At 60.0% G+C, this 25,758-nt stretch carries 27 protein-coding genes; 18 read left to right on the top strand and 9 right to left on the bottom strand.

What is annotated here, in order from left to right; genetic code table 11:
• Positions 1–68: 68 nt before the first annotated feature.
• The 4 genes from K5D32_RS01380 to K5D32_RS01365 form a co-directional block, all read right to left on the bottom strand.
• Complete coding sequence (locus K5D32_RS01380; protein ID WP_221576646.1) at positions 69–521, bottom strand: GNAT family N-acetyltransferase; 453 nt, start codon at positions 519–521, stop codon at positions 69–71.
• A gap of 84 nt (positions 522–605) precedes the next feature.
• Positions 606–1,445, bottom strand: a complete 840-nt coding sequence (eutC, locus tag K5D32_RS01375; protein WP_221576645.1) for an ethanolamine ammonia-lyase subunit EutC — start codon at positions 1,443–1,445, stop codon at positions 606–608.
• Positions 1,442–2,836 (bottom strand): ethanolamine ammonia-lyase subunit EutB, encoded by a 1,395-nt coding sequence (locus K5D32_RS01370; RefSeq protein ID WP_221599051.1) that lies wholly within the window; start codon positions 2,834–2,836, stop codon positions 1,442–1,444. The genes eutC and K5D32_RS01370 overlap by 4 nt, the downstream gene beginning before the upstream one ends.
• 231 nt (positions 2,837–3,067) lie before the next feature.
• Entirely contained in the window at positions 3,068–4,588 is a 1,521-nt protein-coding gene (locus K5D32_RS01365; protein ID WP_201007069.1) for an aldehyde dehydrogenase family protein, read from the bottom strand.
• 192 nt (positions 4,589–4,780) lie between these two features.
• Here K5D32_RS01365 and mpl point away from each other — a divergent pair, with 192 nt between their 5' ends.
• Genes mpl through K5D32_RS01350 form a run of 3 tightly spaced genes read left to right on the top strand, consistent with a single transcriptional unit; the run spans position 4,781 to position 7,033 of the window.
• Positions 4,781–6,130, top strand: coding sequence for a UDP-N-acetylmuramate:L-alanyl-gamma-D-glutamyl-meso-diaminopimelate ligase (gene mpl, locus K5D32_RS01360; RefSeq protein ID WP_221599050.1), 1,350 nt, complete (start codon positions 4,781–4,783; stop codon positions 6,128–6,130).
• Positions 6,127–6,756 carry a flavin prenyltransferase UbiX gene (gene ubiX / locus K5D32_RS01355; RefSeq protein ID WP_025261986.1) on the top strand — a complete coding sequence of 210 codons (630 nt, stop codon included), beginning with the start codon at positions 6,127–6,129 and terminating at the stop codon, positions 6,754–6,756. The genes mpl and ubiX overlap by 4 nt, the downstream gene beginning before the upstream one ends.
• Positions 6,749–7,033: a YceK/YidQ family lipoprotein gene (locus K5D32_RS01350; RefSeq protein ID WP_221576642.1), complete on the top strand. Its 285-nt coding sequence runs from the start codon at positions 6,749–6,751 to the stop codon at positions 7,031–7,033. Before ubiX ends, K5D32_RS01350 begins: the two co-directional genes overlap by 8 nt.
• Before the next feature lie 64 nt (positions 7,034–7,097).
• On the opposite strand, the gene K5D32_RS01345 is transcribed toward K5D32_RS01350, so the two are convergent.
• The 3 genes from K5D32_RS01345 to K5D32_RS01335 all read right to left on the bottom strand — a co-directional run bounded on the left by K5D32_RS01345 (position 7,098) and on the right by K5D32_RS01335 (position 10,075).
• Complete coding sequence (locus K5D32_RS01345) at positions 7,098–7,739, bottom strand: oxidoreductase (RefSeq protein WP_221599049.1); 642 nt, start codon at positions 7,737–7,739, stop codon at positions 7,098–7,100.
• A gap of 27 nt (positions 7,740–7,766) precedes the next feature.
• Positions 7,767–9,491, bottom strand: coding sequence for a C13 family peptidase (locus K5D32_RS01340; protein ID WP_221558500.1), 1,725 nt, complete (start codon positions 9,489–9,491; stop codon positions 7,767–7,769).
• A 128-nt stretch (positions 9,492–9,619) separates the two neighbouring features.
• The gene (locus tag K5D32_RS01335; RefSeq protein ID WP_221558498.1) at positions 9,620–10,075 is read right to left on the bottom strand and encodes a MaoC family dehydratase; all 456 of its coding nucleotides are present in this window, start codon (positions 10,073–10,075) and stop codon (positions 9,620–9,622) included.
• Between the two features lie 205 nt (positions 10,076–10,280).
• On the opposite strand from K5D32_RS01335, the gene K5D32_RS01330 reads away from it, so the two are divergent.
• From K5D32_RS01330 to K5D32_RS01320, 3 genes are read left to right on the top strand one after another with little or no spacing between them, the layout of a single operon-like run.
• Positions 10,281–10,643: a CidA/LrgA family protein gene (locus K5D32_RS01330; RefSeq protein WP_198728023.1), complete on the top strand. Its 363-nt coding sequence runs from the start codon at positions 10,281–10,283 to the stop codon at positions 10,641–10,643.
• Positions 10,640–11,356, top strand: coding sequence for an LrgB family protein (locus K5D32_RS01325; RefSeq protein WP_025261980.1), 717 nt, complete (start codon positions 10,640–10,642; stop codon positions 11,354–11,356). Before K5D32_RS01330 ends, K5D32_RS01325 begins: the two co-directional genes overlap by 4 nt.
• Positions 11,357–11,368: 12 nt before the next feature.
• Entirely contained in the window at positions 11,369–11,959 is a 591-nt protein-coding gene (locus K5D32_RS01320) for an LON peptidase substrate-binding domain-containing protein (RefSeq protein WP_025261979.1), read from the top strand.
• A gap of 118 nt (positions 11,960–12,077) precedes the next feature.
• Here K5D32_RS01320 and K5D32_RS01315 read toward each other — a convergent pair whose 3' ends face one another.
• Together K5D32_RS01315 and K5D32_RS01310 are read right to left on the bottom strand one after the other, a co-directional pair.
• The gene (locus K5D32_RS01315) at positions 12,078–13,394 is read right to left on the bottom strand and encodes a bifunctional DedA family/phosphatase PAP2 family protein (RefSeq protein ID WP_221599048.1); all 1,317 of its coding nucleotides are present in this window, start codon (positions 13,392–13,394) and stop codon (positions 12,078–12,080) included.
• 3 nt (positions 13,395–13,397) lie between these two features.
• Complete coding sequence (locus tag K5D32_RS01310; RefSeq protein ID WP_221593391.1) at positions 13,398–14,069, bottom strand: DNA-3-methyladenine glycosylase; 672 nt, start codon at positions 14,067–14,069, stop codon at positions 13,398–13,400.
• A gap of 274 nt (positions 14,070–14,343) precedes the next feature.
• Between K5D32_RS01310 and K5D32_RS01305 the strand changes: the two genes are divergently transcribed.
• The 12 genes from K5D32_RS01305 (at position 14,344) to lipA (ending at position 25,738) form a co-directional block, all read left to right on the top strand.
• Entirely contained in the window at positions 14,344–15,615 is a 1,272-nt protein-coding gene (locus tag K5D32_RS01305; protein ID WP_200994491.1) for a glutamate-5-semialdehyde dehydrogenase, read from the top strand.
• A 22-nt stretch (positions 15,616–15,637) separates the two neighbouring features.
• Positions 15,638–16,297 (top strand): nicotinate-nucleotide adenylyltransferase, encoded by a 660-nt coding sequence (gene nadD / locus K5D32_RS01300; RefSeq protein WP_221599079.1) that lies wholly within the window; start codon positions 15,638–15,640, stop codon positions 16,295–16,297.
• Between the two features lie 61 nt (positions 16,298–16,358).
• Positions 16,359–16,745 carry a ribosome silencing factor gene (gene rsfS / locus K5D32_RS01295; protein WP_025261973.1) on the top strand — a complete coding sequence of 129 codons (387 nt, stop codon included), beginning with the start codon at positions 16,359–16,361 and terminating at the stop codon, positions 16,743–16,745.
• A gap of 9 nt (positions 16,746–16,754) precedes the next feature.
• Positions 16,755–17,222 carry a 23S rRNA (pseudouridine(1915)-N(3))-methyltransferase RlmH gene (gene rlmH, locus K5D32_RS01290; RefSeq protein WP_025261972.1) on the top strand — a complete coding sequence of 156 codons (468 nt, stop codon included), beginning with the start codon at positions 16,755–16,757 and terminating at the stop codon, positions 17,220–17,222.
• Between the two features lie 28 nt (positions 17,223–17,250).
• Positions 17,251–19,146, top strand: a complete 1,896-nt coding sequence (mrdA, locus tag K5D32_RS01285; protein WP_221599047.1) for a penicillin-binding protein 2 — start codon at positions 17,251–17,253, stop codon at positions 19,144–19,146.
• A gap of 31 nt (positions 19,147–19,177) precedes the next feature.
• Positions 19,178–20,281 (top strand): rod shape-determining protein RodA, encoded by a 1,104-nt coding sequence (gene rodA, locus K5D32_RS01280; protein WP_051427793.1) that lies wholly within the window; start codon positions 19,178–19,180, stop codon positions 20,279–20,281.
• A 17-nt stretch (positions 20,282–20,298) separates the two neighbouring features.
• Entirely contained in the window at positions 20,299–21,306 is a 1,008-nt protein-coding gene (gene mltB, locus K5D32_RS01275; RefSeq protein WP_221576635.1) for a lytic murein transglycosylase B, read from the top strand.
• Positions 21,306–22,322, top strand: a complete 1,017-nt coding sequence (locus K5D32_RS01270) for a septal ring lytic transglycosylase RlpA family protein (protein ID WP_025261968.1) — start codon at positions 21,306–21,308, stop codon at positions 22,320–22,322. The genes mltB and K5D32_RS01270 overlap by 1 nt, the downstream gene beginning before the upstream one ends.
• Before the next feature lie 234 nt (positions 22,323–22,556).
• Positions 22,557–23,717: a D-alanyl-D-alanine carboxypeptidase family protein gene (locus K5D32_RS01265; protein ID WP_221593393.1), complete on the top strand. Its 1,161-nt coding sequence runs from the start codon at positions 22,557–22,559 to the stop codon at positions 23,715–23,717.
• Positions 23,718–23,806: 89 nt separating this feature from the next.
• The gene (locus K5D32_RS01260) at positions 23,807–24,082 is read left to right on the top strand and encodes a DUF493 domain-containing protein (RefSeq protein ID WP_025261966.1); all 276 of its coding nucleotides are present in this window, start codon (positions 23,807–23,809) and stop codon (positions 24,080–24,082) included.
• Entirely contained in the window at positions 24,082–24,729 is a 648-nt protein-coding gene (gene lipB, locus K5D32_RS01255; RefSeq protein WP_221593394.1) for a lipoyl(octanoyl) transferase LipB, read from the top strand. The genes K5D32_RS01260 and lipB overlap by 1 nt, the downstream gene beginning before the upstream one ends.
• Before the next feature lies 1 nt (position 24,730).
• Entirely contained in the window at positions 24,731–25,738 is a 1,008-nt protein-coding gene (gene lipA, locus K5D32_RS01250) for a lipoyl synthase (RefSeq protein ID WP_025261964.1), read from the top strand.
• Positions 25,739–25,758 lie beyond the last annotated feature (20 nt).

The raw sequence follows: 25,758 nt of genomic DNA, 5'->3' as shown, positions 1-25,758 counted from the left end.
CGCGACTGAAGTCGCTCCTACGAAATGTGTAGGAGCGACTTCAGTCGCGAACAAAAAAGACGCAGAAATCAGCTAATCGGCAACACGTAGTTCTTGAACTGGGTATCTTCCTTGAAGCCAATGGACTCATACACCTTGTGCGCCACTTCGTTGTCGCTGCTGGTGGACACGCGCATGCGCACGGCATGGGTTTCCTTGGCCATCTGTTTGGCATGCTTCATCAGATGGTCTGCGACCAGTTGACGGCGGGAGTCTTCGGCCACGTAGATGTCGTTGAGAATCCACACGCGCTTGAGCGACAGCGACGAGAAGCTTGGGTAGAGCTGGCAGAAGCCCAGCACTTTAGTGTCGTCATCCTTGGCCAGTGCCAGGTAGATCACGGACTCATCGCGGCGCAGACGCTTTTCCAGAAAGTCGCGTGACGAATCCGGGAAGGGCAACTCGCCATAAAATTCGCGATATTTGATGAACAGCGGGCAGAGCAGGTCCAGGTGTTCAAGAGTTGCTTTTATGATCCGCATGATTGGGCCTCAACTTCACTATGGGCGAATGCAGTGTGCTCGGGCGACGGTTCGATGCTGCCGACTGGCTTTAGAAAGCGCAATCTAAAGCGGCTCAACCGGGCCTGCGAGCAGGAAGTTACCCTTGTTATCGGCTGCGTCATCCGATTCCACAGTCTTCAATTCGGCTTCATCCTTGAGGTTCACCCCCGAAACCTGTCGCCGGCAGGCTTCACGCATCAGATAAAGCAAGCGATGAGCCGCCATTGCGTAACTCAGGCCTTCCAGTCTCACATTGGAGATGCAGTTGCGATGGGCGTCGTTCAGGCCAACCTTGGGCGCATAGGTAAAATATAGACCCAGACTGTCCGGGGAACTGAGGCCCGGGCGTTCGCCGATCAGGATCACCACCATCTTCGCGCCCAGCAACTCACCGATTTCGTCGGCGATGGCGACACGGCCTTGCTCTACCAGAACCACTGGAGACAGCGTCCAGCCTTCTGCTGCGGCCTGTTCTTCCATGCGCGCCAGAAACGGGACGGTATGGCGATGAACGGCCAGGGATGACAGACCATCGGCAACCACGATGGCCAGATCGACGCCGCCGGGATGGGCGGCAGCGTAATCCTGTAATTGCCGGGCCGAGTCTTCGTTCAGGCGTCGCCCCAGGTCCGGGCGTTGCAAATAGCTGTGACGGTCTGCGGCGGCGCTGTGCAGCAGCAGGGTTTCACGGCCTTTTTCTGCCAGTTGTGCGCTCAGCCCTGCATGATCGAAGGGCAAGTGCACCGCATCCCGGGCCTGGGCATGGGCGAACTGGAAGTCCAATTGGGCGTTGGTCGGCAGGCTGGTGCCGGTACGACCCAGGGCAATACGTGCCGGGGTCAGGCGGCGCAATTCCAGCCATGGGTTGGGGAGTGTGTCGTCGGTCATGGAAGGCTCACTCATGCCAGATGCGCCAAGGCGTGGCGAAAGGCCGGTGGCAGGCTGTCGCCAAAGCGCACATGGCCATCGGTCTGGGTGAAGATGCCCATTTTTTCCAGCCAGGCCTCGTATTCGGGCGCCGGGCGCAGGCCCAGGCTTTGCCGCGCATAGAGCGCATCGTGGAACGAGGTGGTCTGGTAATTGAGCATGATGTCGTCCGAGCCGGGAATGCCCATGATGAAGTTGATCCCCGCCACGCCCAGCAGGGTCAGCAGCGTGTCCATGTCGTCCTGGTCGGCTTCGGCGTGGTTGGTGTAGCAGATGTCACAGCCCATGGGCACGCCCAGCAGCTTGCCGCAGAAGTGGTCTTCGAGCCCGGCGCGGATGATCTGCTTGCCGTTGTACAGGTATTCCGGGCCAATGAAGCCCACTACGGTGTTGACCAGAAACGGATTGAAATGTCGGGCCACGGCGTAAGCGCGGGTTTCGCAGGTCTGCTGGTCGACGCCATGGTGGGCGTTGGCCGACAGAGCGCTGCCTTGCCCGGTCTCGAAATACATCAGGTTTTGCCCGAGCGTCCCGCGATTGAGGCTTAGGCCTGCTTCATAACCTTCCTGCAGCAGTTTCAGGTTGATCCCGAAGCTGGCGTTGGCGGCCTCGGTGCCGGTGATGGACTGGAAAACCAGATCGACCGGTACGCCGCGATTGATCACTTCAATGGACGTGGTGACGTGAGTCAGCACGCAGGATTGAGTCGGGATTTCATAACGCTGAATGATCGCATCCAGCATTTCCAGCAGCGCAACGATGGACGAAGTGCTGTCGGTGGCCGGGTTGATGCCGATCATGGCGTCGCCGTTGCCGTACAGCAGGCCGTCGAGCACGCTGGCCGCAATGCCTGACGGCTCGTCGGTCGGATGATTGGGCTGTAGGCGTGTCGACAGCCGACCGCGCAGGCCGACGGTGTTGCGAAAGCGCGTCACGACGCGAATCTTCTGCGCCACCAGCACCAGGTCCTGCACGCGCATGATTTTCGAGACCGCTGCGGCCATCTCCGGTGTGAGGCCGGGAGCCAGGGCGCGAAGGCTGGTTTCGTCGGCCTTGTCGCTGAGCAGCCAGTCACGAAAACCGCCCACGGTCAGATGGCTCACGGGCGCAAAGGCCTGTTTGTCGTGGGTGTCGATGATCAGGCGGGTGACTTCGTCTTTTTCGTAGGGGATCAGCGCTTCTTCAAGGAAGTGCTTGAGGGGAATATTGGCCAGCGCCATTTGTGCGGCGACTCGCTCACCATCGTTTTGCGCTGCAACCCCGGCCAGAAAATCGCCGGAACGGGCAGGACTGGCTTTTGCCATCACGTCCTTGAGGCTGTCGAAACGGTACGTCAGCGCACCGATAGCCTGGGAAAAGCTTGCCATACAGATTCTCCATGACGTCCCGCCGTTGGCGTCGGACGTAGTCTTTCGGTCAAACCGGTGACGTTCCGGTTCAAGCGACTGTGGGAAGCGATGTAAGCAATTAATACTCCATAGTGAATGGAAGTGCGAATTTGCGGGGTGTGACTGGAGGATCTTGCGGGTGTTGCTTCAAGATGGAGCGCCGGGATTCGGGAGAATGCCCGGCGTTGGTGCGTTGGCGCGAGCTACCAATCAGAAGAAGCCCAACGGATTGGTGTCGTAGCTCACCAGCAGGTTTTTGGTCTGCTGATAATGCTCAAGCGCCACTTTATGGGTTTCGCGGCCTACGCCGGACTTCTTGTAACCACCGAACGCCGCATGCGCCGGATACAGGTGGTAGCAGTTGGTCCAGACACGACCGGCCTTGATTGCACGGCCCACGCGGTAAGCGCGGTTGATGTCGCGGGTCCATACGCCGGCACCCAGGCCGAACTCGGTGTCGTTGGCGATGGCCAGGGCTTCGGCTTCGTCCTTGAAGGTCGTGACGCTGACCACCGGGCCGAAGATTTCTTCCTGGAAAACGCGCATCTTGTTGTTGCCTTTGAGCAGCGTCGGCTGGATGTAGTAGCCGGTCGCCAGATCGCCTTCCAGTTTTTCCACCTTGCCACCGGTCAGCAGCTCGGCACCTTCGGACTGTGCAATTTCAAGGTACGAGAGAATCTTGTCGAACTGCTGCTGCGAGGCCTGTGCGCCGACCATGGTGTCGGTATCCAGCGGGTCGCCACGTTTGATCTTCAGGACCTTTTTCAGCACCGCTTCCATGAACTGTGGATAAATGGATTCCTGAACCAGCGCACGGGAAGGGCAGGTGCAGACTTCGCCCTGGTTGAAGAACGCCAGGACCACGCCTTCGGCGGCCTTTTCGATGAACTCCGGCTCGGCGCTCATGATGTCTTCAAAGAAGATGTTCGGCGACTTGCCGCCCAGTTCCACGGTGGACGGAATGATGTTGTCCGCCGCCAGTTTCATGATGTGCGAGCCTACGGGCGTCGAGCCGGTAAAGGCGATCTTGGCGATGCGCTTGCTGCTGGCCAGCGCTTCACCGGCTTCGCGGCCATAACCCTGGACGATGTTCAGCACGCCGGGTGGCAGCAGATCGCCGATCAGTTCGACCAGAACGCTGATGCCCAGTGGCGTTTGCTCGGCTGGTTTGAGGACAACGCAGTTGCCGGCTGCCAGGGCTGGCGCGAGTTTCCAGGCGGCCATCAGGATCGGGAAGTTCCACGGGATGATCTGGCCGACCACGCCCAGCGGCTCGTGGATGTGATACGCCACGGTATTGCCGTCGATCTCTGCCGCGCTGCCTTCCTGAGCGCGCAGGACGCCAGCGAAGTAGCGGAAATGATCGACTGCCAGCGGGATGTCGGCGTTCAGGGTTTCACGAACCGCCTTGCCGTTGTCCCAGGTTTCGGTGATGGCCAGTTTTTCGAGGTTGGCTTCGATACGATCTGCAATTTTCAGCAGCGTCAGCGAACGCTCTTGCACGGAGGTCGTGCCCCAGCCCGGCGCGGCGGCGTGGGCGGCATCCAGCGCCTTGTCGATATCCTCGGCGGTGGAGCGGGGGAATTCTGCGATGGGTTTGCCGGTGATCGGCGAGGTATTGGTGAAGTATTGGCCTTTGACCGGAGCGACGAACTCGCCGCCGATGTAGTTACCGTAGCGTTCCTTGAAGTTGATGAGAGCGCCTTCGGTACCGGGATGTGCGTAACGCATGGTGAAGTCTCCTGATTCTTGTTGTGGGGAATTCAGCGTGGTCAAACCTGTGGCAGAGAGTAGCCAAGAGTAGGCCATTTATACCCGGTTCGGGAATGAAATTCAGGCACGGACTTTCGCACTACCGGACAAAGACCGGGTGCCATTTCAGCGGTCCTGAGCTACCCTGCGCGGATGTTATAAGAGGTCATCATGCATATTCATATCCTTGGTATCTGCGGCACGTTCATGGGCTCGCTGGCGGTACTCGCCAAAGAGCTGGGGCATCGCGTCACGGGCTCCGACGCCAACGTCTACCCGCCGATGAGCACCCAGCTGGAGGCTCAGGGTATCGAGTTGACTCAGGGCTATGATCCCGCCCAACTCGACCCGGCACCGGATCTGGTGGTGGTCGGCAATGCGCTGTCGCGTGGTAACCCGGCCGTCGAGTACGTGCTGAATAAAGGTTTGCCTTATGTTTCCGGCCCGCAGTGGCTGGCCGACCATGTATTGCAGGGCCGCTGGGTGCTGGCGGTTGCCGGTACTCATGGCAAGACCACCACCAGCAGCATGCTGGCCTGGGTGCTCGAGCATGCGGGCATGAGTCCCGGTTTCCTGATCGGCGGCATTCCGCAGAACTTCGCGGTGTCGGCGCGTCTGGGCGGCACGCCGTTCTTCGTGGTCGAGGCTGACGAATACGACAGCGCCTTCTTCGACAAGCGCTCCAAGTTCGTCCACTACCGCCCGCGTACTGCGATCCTCAATAACCTTGAGTTCGATCACGCGGATATCTTCCCGGATCTGCCAGCCATCGAGCGCCAGTTCCACCATCTGGTGCGCACCATCCCGAGCGAAGGGCTGGTCATTCACCCGACCACCGAGCCTGCCTTGCAGCGCGTCATTGAAATGGGTTGCTGGACGCCAGTACAAACCACAGGCCAGAACGGCCAGTGGCAGGCGCGTCTGTTGAGTGAAGACGGCTCGCGTTTTGAAGTGCTGTTCGAGGGGCAGTTGCAGGGTGTGGTCGAGTGGGACATGACTGGGCAGCACAACGTGGCCAATGCCATGGCGACTCTGGCAGCGGCGCGACATGTGGGTGTAGTGCCTGCGCAAGGTGTCGAGGCGCTGAGTGCATTCAAGAGCGTGAAGCGCCGCATGGAGAAAGTCGCAGAGGTTCGCGGCATCACTATCTATGACGACTTCGCTCACCACCCGACGGCCATCGCCACCACCCTCGACGGCCTGCGCAAGAAAGTCGGCGATGCGCCGGTGATTGCGATTATCGAACCGCGCTCCAACTCCATGAAGCTGGGCGCGCACCGCGATGGTCTGCCGGAAAGCGTACAGCAGGCCGATCAGGTGGTCTGGTATGCACCGGCCAATCTGGGCTGGGATCTGGCCGCGACCGCTGCGCAATGTTCGGTGCCGTCGATCGTCAGCGATTCCCTTGAAGGGATCATCGAGCGAGTCAAAAGCCAGGCTCAGCCCGGCACCCATGTGGTGATCATGAGCAACGGCGGCTTTGGCGGCCTGCACGGCAAACTGGCCGAGGCCTTGAAATGAGTGGCCCGGAGCGCATTACGCTGGCCATGACCGGTGCCTCGGGCGCCCAGTACGGCTTGCGCCTGCTGGATTGTCTGGTGCGTGAAGACCGGGAAGTCCACTTCCTGATCTCCAAGGCTGCGCAATTGGTGATGGCGACCGAAACCGACGTGAGGCTGCCGCCCAAACCGGCGATGATGCAGGCGTTTCTGACCGAATACACTGGCGCGACTGCCGGGCAGATTCGTGTTTATGGCCGCGATGACTGGATGTCGCCGGTGGCCTCGGGCTCGGGCTCGCCCAGTGCGATGGTGGTGGTGCCATGTTCGACCGGATCTCTGTCGGCCATTGCCAGCGGAGCCTGCAATAACCTGATCGAGCGCGCTGCGGACGTCACCTTGAAGGAGCGCCGGCAGTTGATTCTGGTGCCACGTGAAGCGCCGTTTTCCAGTATTCACCTGGAGAACATGCTCAAGCTGTCGAACATGGGGGCGGTGATTCTGCCTGCCTCTCCGGGCTTCTATCATCAGCCGCAGACCATCGACGATCTGGTGGATTTCGTGGTTGCTCGGATCCTCAACCTGTTGAACATCCCTCAGGACATGTTGCCGCGTTGGGGGGAGCATCATATGGGGAGTGATGAATAAGCTCCTGCTGATCGCCGTCGCGCTGCTCATGACGGGCTGCGCCACGGTCAGGACGCTGGATGCGGCCCAGCCGGGCGCGCCTGTCGTGTATGCCGGTACACGACTCGATCTGTATGCGATGCAAGGCGGTTGCTGCGAGAAGGACCGCTTCGGCGCCGAAGCGCCCGAGTACCCGGCCCTGGATTTACCCGCCAGCGCATTGCTCGACACCTTGTTGCTGCCGTTGTCGATATTGACGGCGCTGGGAGTGGGGTATCAAGCCCAGGGAGGGCTCTGATTTTTCGCGAATGAATTCGCTCCTACACGCCCCGCAGGAGCGAATTCATTCGCGAACACCCCGTTTATTTCCCCAATTTACGCAACTCATCCGACTCAACAATCCGCACACCATCCTGTTCTTCCAGGGCCAGCCGCCACATGGCGCGAGCCAGGCTGCAGGCTTCGATGGCGCCGTATTTACCGGGCAGCAATTTGGCAATCGGTGCGGCGAGCTGTTCGGCCCAGCGGGTTTCCGTGCGGTTGCCTACCAGCAGGGCCGGGCGGGCGATGGTCAGTTGCGACCAGTCCTGCGCTCGCAGGGCCTCTTCCATTTCGCCCTTGGTGCGGTTGTAGAACACGCTGGAGCGGGCATCGGCGCCGATGGCGCTGATCACCAGAAAATGCCGCGCACCCAGTTCGCGGGCGCGCTCTGCCACGGTCAGTACCATATTCAGGTCGATGGCGCGGAAGGCCTCCTGCGAGCCTGCCTGTTTGATGGTGGTGCCCAGGCAGCAGAACGCGATATCCACTTTGCCGCCGAGGGTGGGTAAAAGGCTGTCCAGTTCGCCCACCGGGTTTTCCAGGCGGGAGTGGCCTGCCAATGGGCGACGGGTAGGGGCCAGCACGCGGCTGACGGTGGGTTCGTTGAGCAGGCGATCCAGCAAGTGTTCGCCTGTGAGTCCGGTTGCCCCTGCAAGCAGGATGTGTTGCGGCGTCAAGTACATAGTGTTTCTCCCTTGATACTGAATAGCCTAGCGGCTAGTGGAGGTCTTCGCTTCCTTGCGGTTCAACGTCGTATTCAGCGCTCGTTCTGCCTGATTCTTGCGTAAGAGTTGCCAGCGGGCAAGGACGCCCTTGGGTGCCCATATTTGCGGTTCTGAAGCCTCGAAATCATCTTCGATTTCACGTTGTGCGACATACGCTTTGGCATCGTTGAAAGCTTGTTGCAGGTCATCGGTTTCGACCAGTGCCCTGGCAAATAGTGCATCTCCGAAATAGGTGAAGTCAGCTTCCTCCGAACAGCCGAACGATACACGGTCCGCTCGCGAAGCCGTCATGACCAGAGTGCGCTCGTCCTTGAGGTCCGGGATGAATCCACCTGAATAGCAGGAAGAAATCACGATGACCTTGTCGCGGTCTTTAAGCGGTGCCAGTGCGGCGGCCAGCGCGTCGGCAGGCAAGTCCGCCAGTGACAGACGCGGCTGATCGAGCACCAGTTCATGATCCTGAGTCCCATGGCTGGTCAGGTAAATGAACACCAGGTCTTCCGGGCCGCTGCGTTGCGCCAGGGTCTGGGCAGCGCGGCTGATGGATTCACGGGTCGCCAGAGGGCGGTCGCTCATATGGTCGCGATGATTGACCAGGCTGATTTGCCCTGAAGCGCCAAATCGCGACGCCAACAGGTTGTTGACGTAATCGGCCTCGCGCATGAACACGCTCTGCTTGCCGTCACCGGCCACGACCAGGCTGTACAGCTCCAGGCCGGGTGTCGAGGCGGGCACGGCGGCCAGCGCCTTGTCCAGCAACGGGCCCTGGGCGAGCAGACCGGCTTCCAGTGGATCGGGCAGCAACTTGCCCTGGGCGTCACGAATCCGCTGGCCGTTGGCCCAGACTCCGCGCAGTTCGGTACCGTCGGCGGACGTCAGCACGCCGGGGCCTTGGTAGGTGTCATTGGCGAACTGGCCGACGTAGTGGCTGCCATCAGCCAGTTGCAGATGGCCTTCGCCGGAAAACTGCCAATTGTTGAAGTGGCCTTTGTAGCGGCTGCCGTCCGATCCGATCAGTTCGCCCTGGCCGGTCAGCGCCCCTTCCTTGAACTGGCCGTTCCAGACATCGCCATCGCTGTTCTCGTAGCGGCCATCGCCGTCGAGCAGGTTATTGCGAAAGCCGCCGATGTAGTGATCGCCATCGGCACTTGCGAAGCTGCCGTTACCCTGGAGCTGACCGTTGACGAACGGGCCGCTGAACTGGTTGCCGCTGGCATCGGTGCGCACGCCTTCGCCGTTGGGTTTGCCCTGGGCGAACTGGCCCTGGAACTGGCTGCCGTCTTCCAGCTCCAGACGTCCAGGTCCATCGTATTGACCGGCCTTGAAATGACCTCGGTAGAGCGTGCCCTTTTCCTGCCAGGTGCCTTCGCCATCCCGACGGCCGAGCTTGAAGCTGCCGACGTAAGTCCCGCCAGCGCTGGTCAGCTTGCCCTGCCCCTGAAACAGGCCGTGCTCGAACTGACCTGTGTAAATGTCGCCGTTGCTGGCATGCCATTCGCCGCGGCCGTGGCGCAGACCATTCTCGAACTGGCCGGCGTACCAACTGCCATTGGGATAGTCGATACGGCCTTCGCCCTGCAAGCGGCCATTGACCAGATCGCCACGGTAGCGTCCGCCATCGGGCAGCAGGCCATCGGGAGGCAACAGGGATTCGCTGTCGCCGCAGCCAGCGATCAGGAGGGTCAAAGCCAGAGGAGCAAGCGCGCGCATTTAAGATCCCAAGAGAGTTGGTCCGTGACTCTGCTTGAGCAGATGTTCGTGTCACACCGGTGGGAGTATGCCGCAGCGAGTAATGGGGGTGAAACAGTCTGTTACGACTGTTTCATGTTTCAGCAGGATTACACAAAGCACAGGGTCAAAGGCTCTGCGACAAAGGCCGGTTTTTCCTGCCCATCGATCTCCAGGGTGGCCGTGGCCTTGAGCAGCCATTGCCCCGGTTTTTTCTCCGTGGCGTCAGTGAGTTCCACTTTCAGGCGCACCCGTGAGTCGACTTTCACCGGCTGAACGAAACGCACGCTGTCCAGGCCATAGTTGACCACCATCTTCAGGCCTTCGGGCACGACCAGCAGATCACCCATCAGTTTGGGGATCAGCGATAGCGATAGCAGGCCGTGGGCGATGGTGCCGCCAAAAGGAGTTTGCGCTGCCTTGACCGGATCGACATGAATGAACTGGAAGTCGCCGGTGGCTTCAGCGAACAGATTGATGCGTTCCTGGTCGATGGTCAGCCATTCGGAACGTCCCAGTTCCTTGCCGATGTAGTTCTTGAGCTCTGTAGCAGGTACAAAAGGCATGTCACTCTCCTTGATCTTTCGGTTTTACACCTTGATGCCCGATCCCTTCCGGGACATTGCCTGTCGGGCGAGTGACAAGATCAGCAGAGGGTTGCCGGTTGGTCAAGTGACTCCTTGCAGGCGAATACCTGTCCATAGCGTTGAACGCAGCGTGTTTATAATGGCGCCGTGAATTCACCGGGTTCATTTATTTTCTGGAGTTCTCATGCTGTTACGGGGTCTGACGTGGCTAGTGCTGTTCCAACTGCTGGGGACGGCGCTCAATCATCTGTTCTTGTCGATACTGCCGGGGCCGATCATCGGGCTGGTCTTCATGATCGTGTACCTGATCTGGCGTGGTGAAGTGAGCGAGCCCATCAGCGTCGCAGCCAGCAGCCTGTTGCGTTACCTGCCGCTGCTGCTGGTGCCGCCTGCGGTGGGCGTGATGGTTTATGCCTCTGCCATTGCCGAAGACTTCTGGGCCATCTTCGGCACCCTCTTTTTGTCGCTGATCGTTTCGCTGACCTTTGTCGGCTGGCTGATGCAGAAACTCATCGAGCGTCAGTCGCGCCGTCAGGAGCAGCCATGAACCTGGATTGGCACGGGGCCTGGATGTCGGTGATTCATCATCCCCTGTTTGGCATCGCCATCACCCTGGGCGCCTATCAACTGGCGATGGCCGCTTATGAGAAAACCCGCTGGCTGTTCCTGCAACCGGTGCTGGTTTCGATGGTGGTGGTGATCGGCATCCTGTTCAGCTGTGGTCTGGATTACACCGAATACCGCAAAAGCACCGAGATCCTGGGCATTCTCCTGGGGCCTGCCACGGTGGCGCTGGCAGTGCCGCTTTATCTGAATCTGCGGCGGATTCGTCAGTTGTTGTGGCCAACCTTAACTACGCTGGTGATTGGTGGTGTTTTTGCCACCGGCCTGTGCCTGTCCCTGGGTTGGCTGCTGGGCGCCGATCACATGATCCTGATGACCATGGCGCCCAAGTCGGTTACCTCTCCGATTGCCATGCTGGTGGCCGAGCAGATCGGTGGCGTTGCGGCGCTGGCTGCGGTTTTCGTCTTGATTACCGGTGTGTTCGGTGCCATTTTCGGACCGGGCCTGCTGTCACTGGCGCGGGTGCACAATCATGCGGCCCGCGGCATGGCGCTGGGGCTTACCGCCCATGCGGTGGGAACCTCGCTGGCTTTGCAGGAAGGTGAAGAGGCGGGCGCGTTTGCTGCTCTGGCAATGAGTCTGATGGGTGTTGCAACGGCATTGTTTCTGCCGTTGGCCGTGTCTTTGGCTGTTTAAGGGTACTTATTTATGACGTTGCCGCTGTTTCCACTCAATGCTGTGCTGTTCCCCGGTTGCGTGCTCGACCTGCAGTTGTTCGAGGCACGCTATCTGGACATGGTTAGCCGCTGCATGAAACAGGGAGAAGGCTTCGGCGTGGTGTGCATCACCCATGGCAGCGAAGTCGGCCTGGCACCTGAAGGTTATTCGCTGATCGGTTGTGAAGCGCTGGTCACCGATTTCCAGCAGCAGGAAAACGGCCTGCTGGGGATTCGTGTCGTCGGTGGACGGCGTTTCCGGGTGACCGACGCCACTGTGCAGCGTGACCAGTCGTTGCTGGCCGAAATTCAGTGGCTGGACGAGCAACAGGAGCGGCCGTTGCAGGAAGAGGACGCCGATCTGGTCGCCTTGCTCGAAGCCTTGGGAGAGCACCCGATGGTCGCGTCCCTGAATATGGGGCTTGAGGCCAGTGGTCAGCAATCACTGGCCAACCAACTGGCCTACCTGCTGCCCTTTACCGAGCAGGACAAGATCGAACTGCTGGAAATCGACGACCCCGAAGAGCGCCTGGATGCGATCCAGGAACTGCTCGATGAGATGCAGGGTGACCTGCAAGCCTGAGTCGTAGGAGCGAATTCATTCGCGAGACGCCCCAAAAATCTATCGCCTTCAATGACGCCTCGCGAATGAATTCGCTCCTACGGAAACTTCATTTAATTCATTCGCGAAAGCCACTACCTCAATACTGATACCGCAACGTTGCATGGGCCAATGCATTGACTGCAAACAGGCCCAGCAGGCCGGTGATGGCTGGCACGATCAGCCACCAGACTTTGGCTGACATGGCTGGCAGTGGCGTCTGATGCTGGATCAGGGTCAGGCTTGCGGCGCAGATACAGAACGCCAGCATCATCCCGGCCAGGATGTCCGTCGGCCAGTGGACACCCAGATAAACCCGTGACAAGGCAATGGCCAGCGCCGGAACGCCGCCCAGCAGCAGCCAGGTCAGGCGCAGTCTGATCGGTTGTCCGCGTCCGGCCAGCACCGCCAGGGTCATGAACAGTGCAAATGCCGCCGAACTGTGTCCGCTGGGCATGCTGTAGGTGGTCAGCGGGTCGAGCAAAACCTCGGGCCGGGCGCGGCCAAAGAATGCCTTGAGCGTGCCGTTCGCTACGGCAGTGCCCAGTGTGGTGGCGAGTGCGAAGGCTGCATGGCGCCATTGCCGGGCGATCAGCAGGACAATGATCAGCAGCGCCGCAGCTAGCAGTTGTGCCTTGAAGTCGCCAATGCTGGTGACCAGCAGGACGATATTCTGTGCGGTTGCGCTGCGATGTTCCTGGACCAGTGTCATCAGGCCCTGGTCGAAATGGTTCAGGTACGGCCAGCCGATCAGCAAGGCCGCCAGCATCACCACGCTCAGACCTGCAATCACCTTGGTCGCATGACGCTGTTTGCGCATGCTGGCCTGGATGCTCAGCCCGAACAGAATGGCCAGACCTGCACCTACGAAGGCCGCTTCGCTCCAGAACCCTTCAGGCAACGGCAGGCGAATGGCGGCCCCCGCAGCCCAGCCAGGCATCAGGTAAACGATCGACCAGCCGGCGGCGGCGATGATGCTGACAATGGCAAAGCGCGGGAAGGGCATGTCGAACATGCCGGCAATCATCGGCAGCATCGGGCGCAGCGGGCCGATGAAGCGGCCCACCAGCAGGCTCGCGATGCCATAGCGATGGAAATAGGTTTCTGCTCCCGTGAGCCATTCCGGGTGCTGACGCAGGCCCGGCAACTGGCGGATATTCTGATGGAAGTGCTTGCCGATGAAGTACGACACCGCATCCCCCAGCAGGCCGCCCAGAAAGCCCAGCAGCAGGACTTCGCTCAGCGACAGAATGCCGCTGCCTGCCAGGGCCGCGATGGCGAACATCAGAACGGTGCCTGGCACGACGATCCCGGCAATGGCGACACATTCGATGAATGCCACCACGAATATCGCTATCGCCACCCAGGACGGGTTAGCAGTCAACCAGCCGGTAATGCCATCGAGCAGTTCGCCCATGGATCAGTTTCCTTGAGGGATTAGAAAATAGTCGCGGCCTTCGACCTGACCGCGACGTAGTGGGTTCCGCGTGCAGAAGCGGGCGTATTCGGCATCGACGAAGCGGTACATCAAGTGCTCGTCGCGGCCATGGGGAATCCCCAGGCGTGTGGTTTGAACGATGAGCTTCGGTGTCTGGCCAACGTCTTCGACCAGCAGCTTTTGTGGATCGAAGCGCTTGGCGTCCCAGGCCGGGACTTTCAGGCCTAGGGCCTTGCACAGCAAGGTCTGGCCTGCGCACAAACGCTCCTGTGAACGAAGCGCTCCGCTGGCATCCGGGTTGTTGAGTTGCATCTGTGCCAGGGCATTGGCATCGCTGAGTTCATCGACCCAGGCAAAACCGGACTTGATCAGCACCGCATTGCCCGGTCCGTGGGCGCTGAAATTCAGCGAGTCCCCGCCACGGGCGTAATACATGTAGATGTGCCCACCGTCCAGAAACAGCGCCTTGCGTTTTTCGGTGTAGCCCAGCGAAGCGTGGCTGCCCTTGTCGGCGCAGTAATAGGCTTCGGTCTCAATGATCCGCGCTGCCAGCCATAGCTCACCGACCTTGTGCCGGATGACCTTGCCCAGCAGGTCGCGGGCCAGGACCTGGGCATCTCGGTTGAAAAAGCTGTCGGCTAGAGCAACGGGCATAGGCGGACACATGAAGTGAGAGGGCGCAAATCATAACAAGCGCTGTCTTAAAAGCACCTTAATGTCATTTGGCTGCCAACTTTGTTGTTTCTGGACATGACAAAAATACAGGCTCACTCGCAATCTTTCATCCTGAGAGGCACTGTGCTGGCGAAATGGGCGCTGCATGATCATTTTTTGCACTGTTATCGACCATCCGCCTGTCTGCGCTGTCGTTCGGGCGGCGCGACAGCTATAATCGGCCGCTTTCTTCTCTGCCAAGACCTCTGAGACCATGACTGAGTCCGTTCTTGACTACATGACCCGCCTGGGTCGCGCCGCACGCGAAGCTTCGCGAGTGATCGGTCGTGCCAGCACCGCGCAGAAAAACCGCGCCCTGCAGGCCATTGCCGCCGCTCTGGACGAAGCCCGCACCGAGCTGTCCGCCGCCAACGAGCTTGACCTGAACGCAGGTCGCGCCAATGGCCTGGCCCCCGCCATGCTCGAACGTCTGGCCCTGACCCCCGCACGTATCGACAGCATGATCGTCGGGTTGCGTCAGGTTGCCAGTCTGCCGGACCCGGTTGGCGCGATCCGCGACATGAGCTACCGGCCTTCGGGTATTCAGGTCGGCAAGATGCGCGTGCCGCTGGGCGTGGTCGGGATCATCTATGAGTCGCGTCCGAACGTGACCATCGATGCCGCGAGCCTGTGCCTCAAGTCCGGGAACGCCACTATCCTGCGCGGCGGTTCCGAAGCCATTCATTCCAACCGTGCGGTGGCTGCCTGCATCCAGCGCGGTCTGGCCGAGTCCGGGTTGCCTTCCGGTGTGGTACAGGTTGTCGAAACCACCGATCGCGATGCCGTGGGCGCGCTGATCACCATGCCTGAATACGTGGACGTCATCGTTCCCCGTGGCGGCAAGGGGCTGGTGGAACGTGTCAGCCGTGATGCCCGGGTGCCGGTCATCAAGCATCTGGACGGCATCTGCCACGTGTATGTCAGCGCTTACGCCGATTTGCCCAAGGCCCAGAACATCGCCTTCAATGCCAAGACCTACCGTTACGGTATCTGCGGCTCGATGGAAACCCTGCTGGTGGATCAGGCCGTTGCGGCCGAGTTCCTGCCGGCAATGGCCGCCCGCTTTCATGAAAAGGGCGTCGAGTTGCGTGGCTGCGAGCGTACCCGCGAGCTGATCGACGCGATTCCTGCGACCGAAGAAGACTGGCACACCGAGTACCTGGCGGCGATCCTGTCGATTCGTGTAGTGACCGGGCTGGATGAAGCCATCGAGCACATCAATCACTATGGCTCGCATCACAGCGACGCCATCGTTTCCGAGCAGCAGGGCCAGATTCGCCGTTTCATGGCGGAAGTCGACTCCAGCTCGGTGATGATCAATGCCCCGACCTGCTTCGCCGATGGCTTCGAGTACGGTCTGGGTGCCGAGATCGGCATTTCTACTGATAAGCTGCACGCCCGTGGCCCTGTCGGCCTGGAGGGCCTGACCTGCGAGAAGTACATCGTGATCGGTGACGGTCAATTGCGCGGCCAGGAGCCAGCCTGACTTGAGCGAGCCCGTAGCAGCCTTGCCCAGACGTATCGGCATGCTGGGGGGAACGTTCGACCCGGTACATATAGGTCATTTGCGCGGCGCACTGGAAGTGGCCGAGCTGCTTGAACTCGATGAGTTGCGCCTGACGCCCAGCGCCAGGCCTCCCCATCGCGACATGCCCAGCGTGACTGCGCAGGACCGTCTGGCGATGGTTCAGTGTGCGGTGGCCGGTGTGTCACCCTTGACGGTGGATGACCGTGAGCTGAAACGGGATAAACCGTCGTACACCATCGACACCCTGGAATCGATGCGGGCCGAACTGGCCGCAGAGGACCAGTTGTTTCTGTTATTGGGCTGGGATGCCTTTTGCGGGCTCTCCACCTGGTATCGGTGGGAAGAACTGCTGGAGCACTGCCATATCGTGGTGCTGCAACGCCCGGATGCGGACAGCGAGTCGCCGGATGCCATGCGCAACCTGCTGGCGGCACGCTCGGTCAGCGACCCCAAGGCCCTGAAAGGGCCGGGCGGACACATTACATTCGTCTGGCAGACGCCGTTATCGGTGTCTGCCACCCAGATCCGTCAACTGCTGGCCAGCGGTAAGTCGGTACGTTTTCTGGTGCCAGACGCGGTACTGGCCTATATCGATGTGCACGGACTGTACTGTGCGCCGAAAACTGATGGATCGCCCTGAAGCTGCTTTTATAGATAAGCGTTTGGGCGTTTCCACACATATGAGTTGAATGAGTTTTTTTATGACAAAGCAGAAAATGAGTAGTGAAGAAGTCGTGGCATTGGCAACGGCTGCACTGGAAGACGTCAAAGGGTCGGACATCCTGGCGCTCGACGTGCGTGACAAGACCAGCATCGCCGATTACATGCTGATCTGCACCGGTACCTCCAACCGCCAGCTCAACGCGCTGGTGGATAACGTTCGCGAGAAGGTCAAGGCTGCCGGCCTGATGCCGCTGAGCGAAGAAGGCAAGGGCGACAGCGACTGGGTTCTGCTGGACCTGGGCGATGTCGTGGTTCACGTGATGACCGCTGCTGCACGCCAGTTCTACGACCTGGAGCGTCTGTGGCAAGGCGCAGAGCAGAGCCGCGCTGCCAGCGCTGCGCACCACACTCCGGGCCACGAATAAGGCATCGTTGTGCGTCTGCGTCTGATCGCCGTTGGTTCGCGTATGCCCAAGTGGGTGGAAGAGGGTTGGCATGAGTACGCCAAGCGTCTTCCTTCCGAACTGGCGCTTGAACTCGTGGAAATTCCGCTCAATACCCGTGGCAAGAATGCCGACGTGGCACGCCTGATCCGTCAGGAAGGCGAAGCCATGCTGGCCAAGGTGCAACCGGGTGAGCGGATCGTCACGCTTGAAGTGCAGGGCAAGCCCTGGAGCACCGAACAACTGGCGAGCGAGCTTGATCGCTGGCGTCTGGACTCGCGCACGGTAAACCTCATGGTCGGAGGGCCGGAAGGCCTTGCACCCGAGGTTTGCGCGCGCAGCGAGCAGCGCTGGTCGCTGTCACCACTGACCTTGCCGCACCCGCTGGTGCGGATACTGATCGGTGAGCAGATCTATCGCGCCTGGACAGTTCTGTCCGGGCACCCTTATCACAAGTAGCCTTGTCTTTACTGTGAACGCGCCCTAGATGCCTCAGCCGATCCGCCTAAAAGACCATGAAAAAGACGCACGCCTTGTGCGCAGCAGGGTCGTGTTCGGGGCAGTGGCCGTCATGTTGCTGGTGTGCGTCCTGATTGCGCGCCTGTATTTCCTGCAAGTCATTCAGTACGACTATCACTCGACCCTGTCGGAAAACAACCGCGTTCACGTCCAGCCGATTCCGCCGAGTCGCGGCCTGATTTTCGATCGCAACGGCGTTGTGGTGGCCGACAACCGGCCAAGCTTCAGCCTCAGCGTGACCCGCGAGCGCTCCGGCAACTGGTCCCAGGTGCTCGATACCATCGTCGAAGTGCTGCAGCTTACGCCCGATGACCGCATTATCTTCGAGAAACGCATGAAACAGGGGCGTCGGCCATTCGAGCCGGTGCCGATCCTGTTCGAGCTGACCGAAGAGCAGATTGCCCTGATCGCTGTTAACCAGTTCCGTCTGCCCGGCGTCGAAGTGGTTGCGCAACTGGTCCGTCACTATCCCCAAGGGCCGCACTTTGCCCACTCGGTCGGTTACATGGGCCGCATCAACGAGAAAGAGCTCAAAGGCCTCGATCCCGTCAATTACAGCGGCACGCACCACATCGGCAAGACCGGTATCGAACGTTTCTACGAAGACGAGCTGCATGGTCAGGTCGGCTACGAAGAAGTCGAAACCAATGCACGGGGCCGCGTATTGCGTGTGCTCAAGCGCACCGACCCGATTCCCGGCAAGGACATCGTCCTGAGCCTGGACATCAATCTTCAGGAAGCCGCCGAAGCTGCACTGGGCGGTCGTCGCGGTGCCGTTGTGGCGCTGGACCCCAATACAGGCGAAGTGCTGGCGATGGTCAGCGCACCGAGTTTCGACCCGAACCTGTTCGTGACGGGGATCAGCTTCAAGGCTTACGCCGAGCTGCGCGATTCCATCGACCGGCCACTGTTCAACCGTATTCTGCGCGGCCTTTATCCGCCGGGCTCCACCATCAAGCCTGCGGTCGCCGTTGCCGGGCTGGATGCTGGCGTCGTGACGCCGGGTTCGCGTGTATTCGACCCAGGCTATTACCAATTGCCGAACTATGACCACAAATACCGCAACTGGAACCGCACCGGCGATGGCTGGGTGGACCTTGATGTGGCGATCATGCGTTCGAACGACACCTATTTCTACGATCTTGCGCACAAGCTCGGCATCGACCGGCTGTCCAGTTACATGAACAAGTTCGGCCTTGGGCAGAAGGTGTCTCTGGACATGTTCGAGGAATCTCCCGGCTTGATGCCGTCCCGGGACTGGAAGCGGGCCACCCGGCGTCAGGCGTGGTTCCCTGGCGAAACCCTGATTCTCGGGATCGGCCAAGGTTATATGCAGGCCACGCCGCTGCAACTGGCGCAGGCCACGGCCTTGGTCGCCAACAAGGGCAAGTGGAACCGGCCGCATCTGGCCAAGAGCATCGAAGGCAAGGCGCCGGTTGACGAAAATCCGATGCCGGACATCATCCTGCGCGACCCGTCCAACTGGGCCAGGGTGAACCATGGCATGCAGGAAGTGATGCACGGCGCCCGTGGTACGGCGCGCAAGGCTTCCATCGGTGCGCAATACCGGATCGCCGGTAAAAGCGGTACCGCTCAGGTTGTCGCCATCAAGCAGGGTGAAAAGTACGACCGCACCAAGGTTCAGGAGCGTCATCGCGACCACGCCTTGTTCGTGGGCTTTGCGCCAGCCGACAACCCCAAGATAGTCGTGGCTGTGATGGTGGAGAACGGTGAGTCCGGCTCTGGTGTTGCGGCTCCAGTGGTTCGTCAGGTGATGGATGCCTGGCTGCTCGACCAGAATGGCGCACTCAAGCCTGAGTACGCCGGTTCCCTGAATCCGGAGGCTGCGGCCCGTGAAGAGTAATTTCGACCGCATCCTTTCCAGCGAAGACGTGATGCGTCGTCGTGCGACGTTCCTGCAGCGCATCCACATCGATGGCCCGTTGCTTATCCTGTTGCTGACTCTGGCGGCGGGCAGCCTGTTCGTCCTGTATTCGGCCAGTGGCAAGAACTGGGACCTGCTGCTCAAGCAGGCCAGCTCTTTCGGCATCGGCCTGACGGCAATGCTGGTCATTGCCCAGTTCGAGCCGCGATTCATGGCGCGCTGGGTACCGGTCATGTACGTCATGGGCGTGCTGTTGCTGGTGGTGGTGGATGTGATGGGCCACAACGCCATGGGGGCCACGCGCTGGATCAACATTCCGGGGGTCATCCGTTTCCAGCCTTCGGAGTTCCTGAAAATCATCATGCCGGCGACCATCGCCTGGTATCTGTCCAAGCGCACCTTGCCGCCGCAGCTCAAGCATGTGGCGGTCAGCCTTGCGTTGATCGGCGTGCCTTTCGTACTGATCGTGCGCCAGCCTGACCTGGGCACATCCCTGTTGATCCTGGCCTCGGGCGCTTTCGTGCTGTTCATGGCCGGGCTGCGCTGGCGCTGGATCATCAGCGTGCTGGCTGCTGCGGTACCAGCGGCTGTCGCCATGTGGTTCTTCTTCATGCACGACTACCAGAAACAGCGGGTACTGACCTTTCTCGATCCGGAAAGCGATCCGCTGGGCACTGGCTGGAACATCATCCAGTCCAAGGCAGCCATCGGTTCGGGTGGTGTCTTCGGCAAGGGCTGGTTGCTGGGTACTCAGTCGCACCTGGACTTCCTGCCTGAGAGCCACACGGACTTCATCATTGCGGTATTGGGTGAGGAGTTCGGGCTGGTGGGAATCTGTGCGCTGCTGGTCATCTACCTGCTGCTGATCGGTCGTGGCCTGGTCATCACCGCGCAAGCCCAGACCCTGTTCGGCAAGTTGCTGGCCGGGGCGCTGACAATGACATTTTTTGTTTATGTATTCGTCAACATCGGTATGGTCAGTGGCCTGTTGCCGGTTGTAGGCGTACCACTGCCTTTCATTAGCTATGGCGGAACTTCGCTCGTGACGCTGCTGTCAGCGTTTGGGGTTTTGATGTCGATCCATACGCATCGTAAATGGATCGCTCAGGTTTGATTAAGGTGAAGAATTCAATGCAGGTAGTGCGAAACTGGGCTCGATATGCTCCGGTGGTCGGTCTGGTCAGCATCCTTGGGTCTGTACAAGAGGCTATCGCCGGCGACTACGAAGGTTCTCCTCAAGTGGCCGAATTTGTCGGTGAGATGACCCGTGAGTACGGTTTTGCCGGCGAGCAACTGATGGACGTGTTTCGCGAAGTCGAGCGCAAGCAGGCGATCCTCGATGCCATTTCCCGCCCGGCCGAACGGGTCAAACAGTGGAAAGAATATCGCCCGATGTTCATTACCGATGCCCGTATCGCTCGCGGCGTCGATTTCTGGCGTCAGCATGAGGCGGCCCTGGCTCGTGCCGAGCAGGAATATGGCGTGCCTGCGCAGATTATCGTGTCGATCATCGGTGTCGAAACCTTTTTCGGTCGCAATACCGGGAACTACCGGGTGATCGATGCGTTGTCCACGCTGGGCTTCGACTATCCGCCTCGCGCCCCGTTTTTCCGCAAGGAATTGCGCGAGTTCCTGCTGTTGGCCCGTGAACAGCAGGTCGATCCCATGACCCTCAAGGGTTCATACGCCGGTGCGATGGGACTGCCGCAGTTCATGCCGAGCAGCTTTCGCGCCTATGCCGTGGATTTCGACGGTGACGGGCACATCAATATCTGGACCGACCCGGACGATGCCATCGGCAGTGTCGCCAGCTACTTCAAGCGCCATGGCTGGGTGGCCGGGCAGCGTGTCGTCAGTCGTGCCTCGGCACGCGGCAGTCGGGTCGATGAGGGTTTGAGTCCTGGTCTGGACCCGGTCATGTCGGTCGGGGAGTTGCGAGGCCTGGGCTGGGCGAGTCATGATGCGCTGCGCGACGACCTGCCCGTCACGGCATTTCGCCTTGAGGGCGATCAAGGTCCGGAATACTGGCTGGGATTGAATAACTTTTATGCAATCACCCGATATAACCGCAGTGTGATGTACGCCATGGCCGTGTATCAGCTGTCTGAATCGTTGGTTCAAGCACGAGGCGTTAAGTAATGCGGCCATTGCCGATTCGTACACCTTTGAAAGTGCTGGCTTGTGCGGGGCTGGCATTGCTGATGGCAAGCTGCTCGTCCACCTCGCGTTCGCCACAACAGCAGAGCGGCACCGCCGTGCGCTCTGCTCCGGGACTCGATATCAACCGCGCGCACAAGGACGGGGCTCCCTGGTGGGATGTGGATATCTCGCGCATTCCCGATGCCACGCCGACTGTCCACACAGGTCCCTACAAGGCCAACCCTTATACGGTGCTGGGCAAGAGCTACTTCCCGATGAGCGAATCCAAGCGCTATGTCGCCACGGGTACGGCTTCCTGGTACGGCACCAAGTTTCATGGTCAGAACACCGCCAATGGCGAGGTCTATGACCTGTACGGCATGAGTGCGGCCCACAAGACCCTGCCATTGCCCAGCTATGTGCGTGTGACCAACCTCGACAACAACCGTACCGTGATTCTGCGCGTCAACGACCGTGGTCCGTTTTACTCCGACCGGATCATTGACCTGTCCTATGCGGCTGCCAAGAAGCTCGGTTATGCCGAAAGCGGCACGGCGCGAGTCAAGGTCGAAGGTATCGATCCGCAGGAATGGTGGGCACAACGGGGTCGTCCGGCGCCATTGGCCCTGGACCAGCCACAAGTGGTGGCCCAGGCGGCCACGCCGGCGTTCACGACCTCCACCGGGACGGTCGAGCAATACACGCCACCCCCTCAGCAGCATGCCGCTCCGCCTGTACCCTTGCAGGTTGACGCAAAAAAAAACGCTTCAGGACAAGCCTCTGGGCTATTTCTCCAGGTGGGAGCCTTCGCGAATCCGGACGCTGCAGAGCTCCTGAGATCGAAGTTGAGCGCGATGGTCCGGGCGCCGGTTTTCGTGAGTTCGATAGCCCGCAACCAGCAGACGCTCTATCGGGTTCGTATGGGGCCGATAGGCACTCAGGGTGAAGCCCAGCAATTGCAGGATAGTGTCAGATCGGCCAACCTTGGTCAGCCGAGCCTTGTAACACTGGATTGAATCAACAGTCGTTCTTGGCGGTATGAAGAACGATATGCAGTGGCCCGCAATGCGGACTTGCCGTCAGAGCAAGTGTTGCAGGCACTGCCCGCAGGATCGTGTGTTGAACAGGCGATCTTGTCAGCCAGGGTTTTAGCCTGGCGCCACGAGCCGCGGTGAAGTGCATGCGCTTCGCCGGCTTGTTCCGCTTTGCCCGTGAGGGCATGTTTGCCCATTAGCAATTTCGAGAGACGGATGAACATCACCACCTTTGCAAAACGTTTGTGCCTGCTTGTGCCACTGGTCATCACCCCGGCTGCCTGGGCTGCCGAACAGATGACGCCTGCTGCGCCGCAACTGGCCGCCAAGTCCTACGTGCTGATGGATGCCTCCAGCGGCAACGTTCTGGTTGAAAACAACGGTGATCAGCGTCTGGCTCCTGCGAGCCTGACCAAACTGATGACGGCCTACATCGCTACCCTGGAAATCCGTCGTGGCCAGATCGGCGAGAACGATCCGGTCACCGTCAGCGAAAATGCCTGGCGTACCGGCGGTTCGCGGATGTTCATCAAGGTCGGCACCCAGGTGACGGTCAGCGACCTGCTGCACGGCATCATCATCCAGTCGGGTAACGACGCCAGCGTTGCCGTGGCCGAGCACATTGCCGGCAGCGAAGACGCTTTCGCCGACATGATGAACAAGACGGCTGGCGATCTGGGCATGACCAACAGCCACTTCATGAACCCGACCGGCCTGCCGAACCCTGAGCACTACTCGTCGGCTCATGACATGGCCATCCTGGCACGTGCCATCATCCACGAAGACCCGGCTCACTACGCGATCTACTCGCAGAAAGAGTTCTTCTGGAACGGCATCAAGCAGCCTAACCGCAACCTGCTGCTGTGGCGCGACAAGACCGTTGACGGTCTGAAAACCGGCCACACCGAAGAAGCCGGCTACTGCATGGTGTCCTCGGCAGTGCGTGACGGCATGCGTCTGATCGCCGTGGTGTTCGGCACCAACAGCGAGCAGGCCCGTGCAGCCGAAACCCAGAAGCTGCTGACCTACGGTTTCCGTTTCTTCGAAACCCAGAACTTCTACCAGAAAGGCACCGAGCTGGCCCAGGCGTCTGTCTGGAAAGGCACCGCTCGTCAGGTCAAGGCCGGTCTGGCAGAAGACCTGAGCATGACCATGCCCAAGGGCGACATGAAGAAGCTCAGCGCCAGCATGACCATGAACCCGCAACTGGTTGCGCCAATTGCCAAGGGTGACGTGATCGGCAAGGTTGAAGTGAAGAAGGAAGACAAGGTTGTGCACACTGCCAACCTGATCGCACTGGAAGCTGTCGAGGAAGGTGGTATTTTCCGCCGCGTGTGGGATAGCATTCGTCTGTTCTTCTACGGCTTGTTCAACTGACCTTCTAGTAATCAATGCCGACCTTCTCGCGGCCTGCTTCCTGAGCAGGCCGCGTGTCCGTCGTCACGGCTTGTGAGACCTTTACTGCCATGACCGATACCGACGTCAAGTCGCACAAAATCGAATTCCCCTGCGATGACTACCCGATCAAGGTGATCGGCGACACCAGCGTGGGTTTTACTGCTGCAGTGATCGAGATTCTGGGCAAGCACGCCAAGATCGACGTCTCCACGCTCGCCGAGCGTCAGAGCAGCAACGGCAAGTACACCACCGTACAACTGCATATCGTCGCCACCGGCGAAGACCAGTTGCGCGATATCAATAGTGCCCTTCGCGCTACGGGTGTCGTGCATATGGTGCTCTGATGGGCGACATCCTGGGCTTTCGTGATCTTGGCTTGATCGATTACGAAAGCGCCTGGCATGCCATGCAGCGCTTCACCGACGGGCGTGACCGTGACACCGCAGACGAGATCTGGCTGGTGCAGCATCCCCCGGTCTTTACCCAGGGACAGTCCGGCAAGGCAGAACATTTGCTGTTGCCGGGTAATATTCCTGTCGTACAGGTCGATCGTGGCGGCCAAGTGACCTATCATGGCCCCGGCCAATTGGTTGCCTATCTGTTGCTCGATGTCAGGCGCCTTGGATTTGGGGTTCGCGATCTGGTTACCCGGATCGAAAACACCCTTATTGCCTTGCTGGACAGTTACGGGGTGACGGCGGCGGCCAAGGCCGATGCCCCTGGCGTATATGTCGACGGCGCGAAAATCGCGTCTCTCGGCCTGCGCATTCGTAACGGTTGCTCATTTCATGGACTGGCGTTGAACGTCGACATGGACCTGGAGCCGTTCCGCCGCATCAACCCCTGTGGATATGCCGGGCTGGCAATGACCCAGTTGCGCGATCACACAGGGAAGACGGAATTTTCCGAGGTAAGTGCCCGGCTGCGCGCGCAGCTCGTCAAACACCTCGACTATGCTGAGCAGGCGACCCTTACGGGCGGAATAGAATGATATGACTGACACCGTGCAAACCCTGATCCCGACGCTGGATGTTTCCGAGCGCGCTCCCCGTCCGAAAGTCGAAGCGGGCGTAAAGCTGCGCGGTGCCGAAAAAGTCGCACGCATCCCGGTCAAGATCATCCCGACGGTCGAGCTGCCCAAGAAGCCGGACTGGATTCGTGTACGAATCCCGGTTTCCCCTGAAGTCGACCGCATCAAGCAACTGCTGCGCAAGCACAAGCTGCACAGCGTCTGCGAAGAGGCATCCTGCCCGAACCTGGGCGAATGTTTCTCCGGCGGCACCGCGACCTTCATGATCATGGGTGACATCTGCACCCGTCGCTGCCCGTTCTGCGACGTCGGCCATGGCCGTCCGAAGCCTCTGGATACCGAAGAGCCGCATAACCTGGCAGTGGCGATTGCCGACCTGCGCCTCAAGTACGTGGTCATCACCTCGGTCGACCGCGACGACCTGCGCGACGGCGGTGCCCAGCACTTTGCTGACTGCATCCGTGAAATCCGTGCCCTGTCGCCGAATGTCCAGCTCGAAACTCTGGTCCCGGACTACCGCGGCCGCATGGACGTTGCGCTGGAAATCACCGCAGCCGAGCCGCCTGATGTGTTCAACCACAACCTGGAAACCGTACCGCGCCTGTACAAGGCTGCGCGTCCGGGCTCGGACTATCAGTGGTCGCTGACCCTGTTGCAACGCTTCAAGCAGATGGTGCCGCACGTTCCGACCAAATCCGGCCTGATGCTGGGCCTGGGTGAAACCGACGACGAAGTCATCGAAGTCATGCAGCGCATGCGCGAACATGACATCGACATGCTGACCCTGGGTCAGTACCTGCAACCTTCGCGTAGCCACTTGCCGGTCCAGCGCTTCGTGCATCCGGACACCTTCGCCTGGTTCGCCGAGGAAGGTTACAAGATGGGCTTCAAGAACGTGGCTTCCGGGCCGCTGGTGCGTTCGTCGTACCATGCCGACGAACAGGCCAAGATTGCCAAAAATTTGCTCTGAAAAGCATTTGACGGTAATGA

This window comes from Pseudomonas cichorii (assembly GCF_019719005.1).
Taxonomy (GTDB): Bacteria; Pseudomonadota; Gammaproteobacteria; order Pseudomonadales; family Pseudomonadaceae; genus Aquipseudomonas; species Aquipseudomonas cichorii_E.
The sequence above is the reverse complement of the archived record's forward strand: the minus strand, read 5'-3'. Positions and strand labels throughout refer to the sequence as shown.

Excerpts from the sequence above, each read along its gene's own strand:
- lipB (WP_221593394.1), top strand. The coding sequence starts at position 24,082 with ATGGGCGACATCCTGGGCTTTCGTGATCTTGGCTTGATCGATTACGAA.
- lipA (WP_025261964.1), top strand. The coding sequence starts at position 24,731 with ATGACTGACACCGTGCAAACCCTGATCCCGACGCTGGATGTTTCCGAG.
- K5D32_RS01365 (WP_201007069.1), bottom strand. The coding sequence starts at position 4,588 with ATGCGTTACGCACATCCCGGTACCGAAGGCGCTCTCATCAACTTCAAG.
- mltB (WP_221576635.1), top strand. The coding sequence starts at position 20,299 with ATGCAGGTAGTGCGAAACTGGGCTCGATATGCTCCGGTGGTCGGTCTG.
- K5D32_RS01335 (WP_221558498.1), bottom strand. The coding sequence starts at position 10,075 with ATGCCTTTTGTACCTGCTACAGAGCTCAAGAACTACATCGGCAAGGAA.
- K5D32_RS01370 (WP_221599051.1), bottom strand. The coding sequence starts at position 2,836 with ATGGCAAGCTTTTCCCAGGCTATCGGTGCGCTGACGTACCGTTTCGAC.
- K5D32_RS01380 (WP_221576646.1), bottom strand. The coding sequence starts at position 521 with ATGCGGATCATAAAAGCAACTCTTGAACACCTGGACCTGCTCTGCCCG.
- K5D32_RS01315 (WP_221599048.1), bottom strand. The coding sequence starts at position 13,394 with ATGGGCGAACTGCTCGATGGCATTACCGGCTGGTTGACTGCTAACCCG.
- mrdA (WP_221599047.1), top strand. The coding sequence starts at position 17,251 with ATGCCTCAGCCGATCCGCCTAAAAGACCATGAAAAAGACGCACGCCTT.
- mpl (WP_221599050.1), top strand. The coding sequence starts at position 4,781 with ATGCATATTCATATCCTTGGTATCTGCGGCACGTTCATGGGCTCGCTG.
- K5D32_RS01270 (WP_025261968.1), top strand. The coding sequence starts at position 21,306 with ATGCGGCCATTGCCGATTCGTACACCTTTGAAAGTGCTGGCTTGTGCG.
- K5D32_RS01325 (WP_025261980.1), top strand. The coding sequence starts at position 10,640 with ATGAACCTGGATTGGCACGGGGCCTGGATGTCGGTGATTCATCATCCC.
- rodA (WP_051427793.1), top strand. The coding sequence starts at position 19,178 with ATGCGTCGTCGTGCGACGTTCCTGCAGCGCATCCACATCGATGGCCCG.
- K5D32_RS01310 (WP_221593391.1), bottom strand. The coding sequence starts at position 14,069 with ATGCCCGTTGCTCTAGCCGACAGCTTTTTCAACCGAGATGCCCAGGTC.
- K5D32_RS01265 (WP_221593393.1), top strand. The coding sequence starts at position 22,557 with ATGAACATCACCACCTTTGCAAAACGTTTGTGCCTGCTTGTGCCACTG.
- K5D32_RS01330 (WP_198728023.1), top strand. The coding sequence starts at position 10,281 with ATGCTGTTACGGGGTCTGACGTGGCTAGTGCTGTTCCAACTGCTGGGG.
- ubiX (WP_025261986.1), top strand. The coding sequence starts at position 6,127 with ATGAGTGGCCCGGAGCGCATTACGCTGGCCATGACCGGTGCCTCGGGC.
- K5D32_RS01260 (WP_025261966.1), top strand. The coding sequence starts at position 23,807 with ATGACCGATACCGACGTCAAGTCGCACAAAATCGAATTCCCCTGCGAT.
- K5D32_RS01320 (WP_025261979.1), top strand. The coding sequence starts at position 11,369 with ATGACGTTGCCGCTGTTTCCACTCAATGCTGTGCTGTTCCCCGGTTGC.
- K5D32_RS01350 (WP_221576642.1), top strand. The coding sequence starts at position 6,749 with ATGAATAAGCTCCTGCTGATCGCCGTCGCGCTGCTCATGACGGGCTGC.
- rsfS (WP_025261973.1), top strand. The coding sequence starts at position 16,359 with ATGACAAAGCAGAAAATGAGTAGTGAAGAAGTCGTGGCATTGGCAACG.
- K5D32_RS01340 (WP_221558500.1), bottom strand. The coding sequence starts at position 9,491 with ATGCGCGCGCTTGCTCCTCTGGCTTTGACCCTCCTGATCGCTGGCTGC.
- K5D32_RS01345 (WP_221599049.1), bottom strand. The coding sequence starts at position 7,739 with ATGTACTTGACGCCGCAACACATCCTGCTTGCAGGGGCAACCGGACTC.
- K5D32_RS01305 (WP_200994491.1), top strand. The coding sequence starts at position 14,344 with ATGACTGAGTCCGTTCTTGACTACATGACCCGCCTGGGTCGCGCCGCA.
- eutC (WP_221576645.1), bottom strand. The coding sequence starts at position 1,445 with ATGAGTGAGCCTTCCATGACCGACGACACACTCCCCAACCCATGGCTG.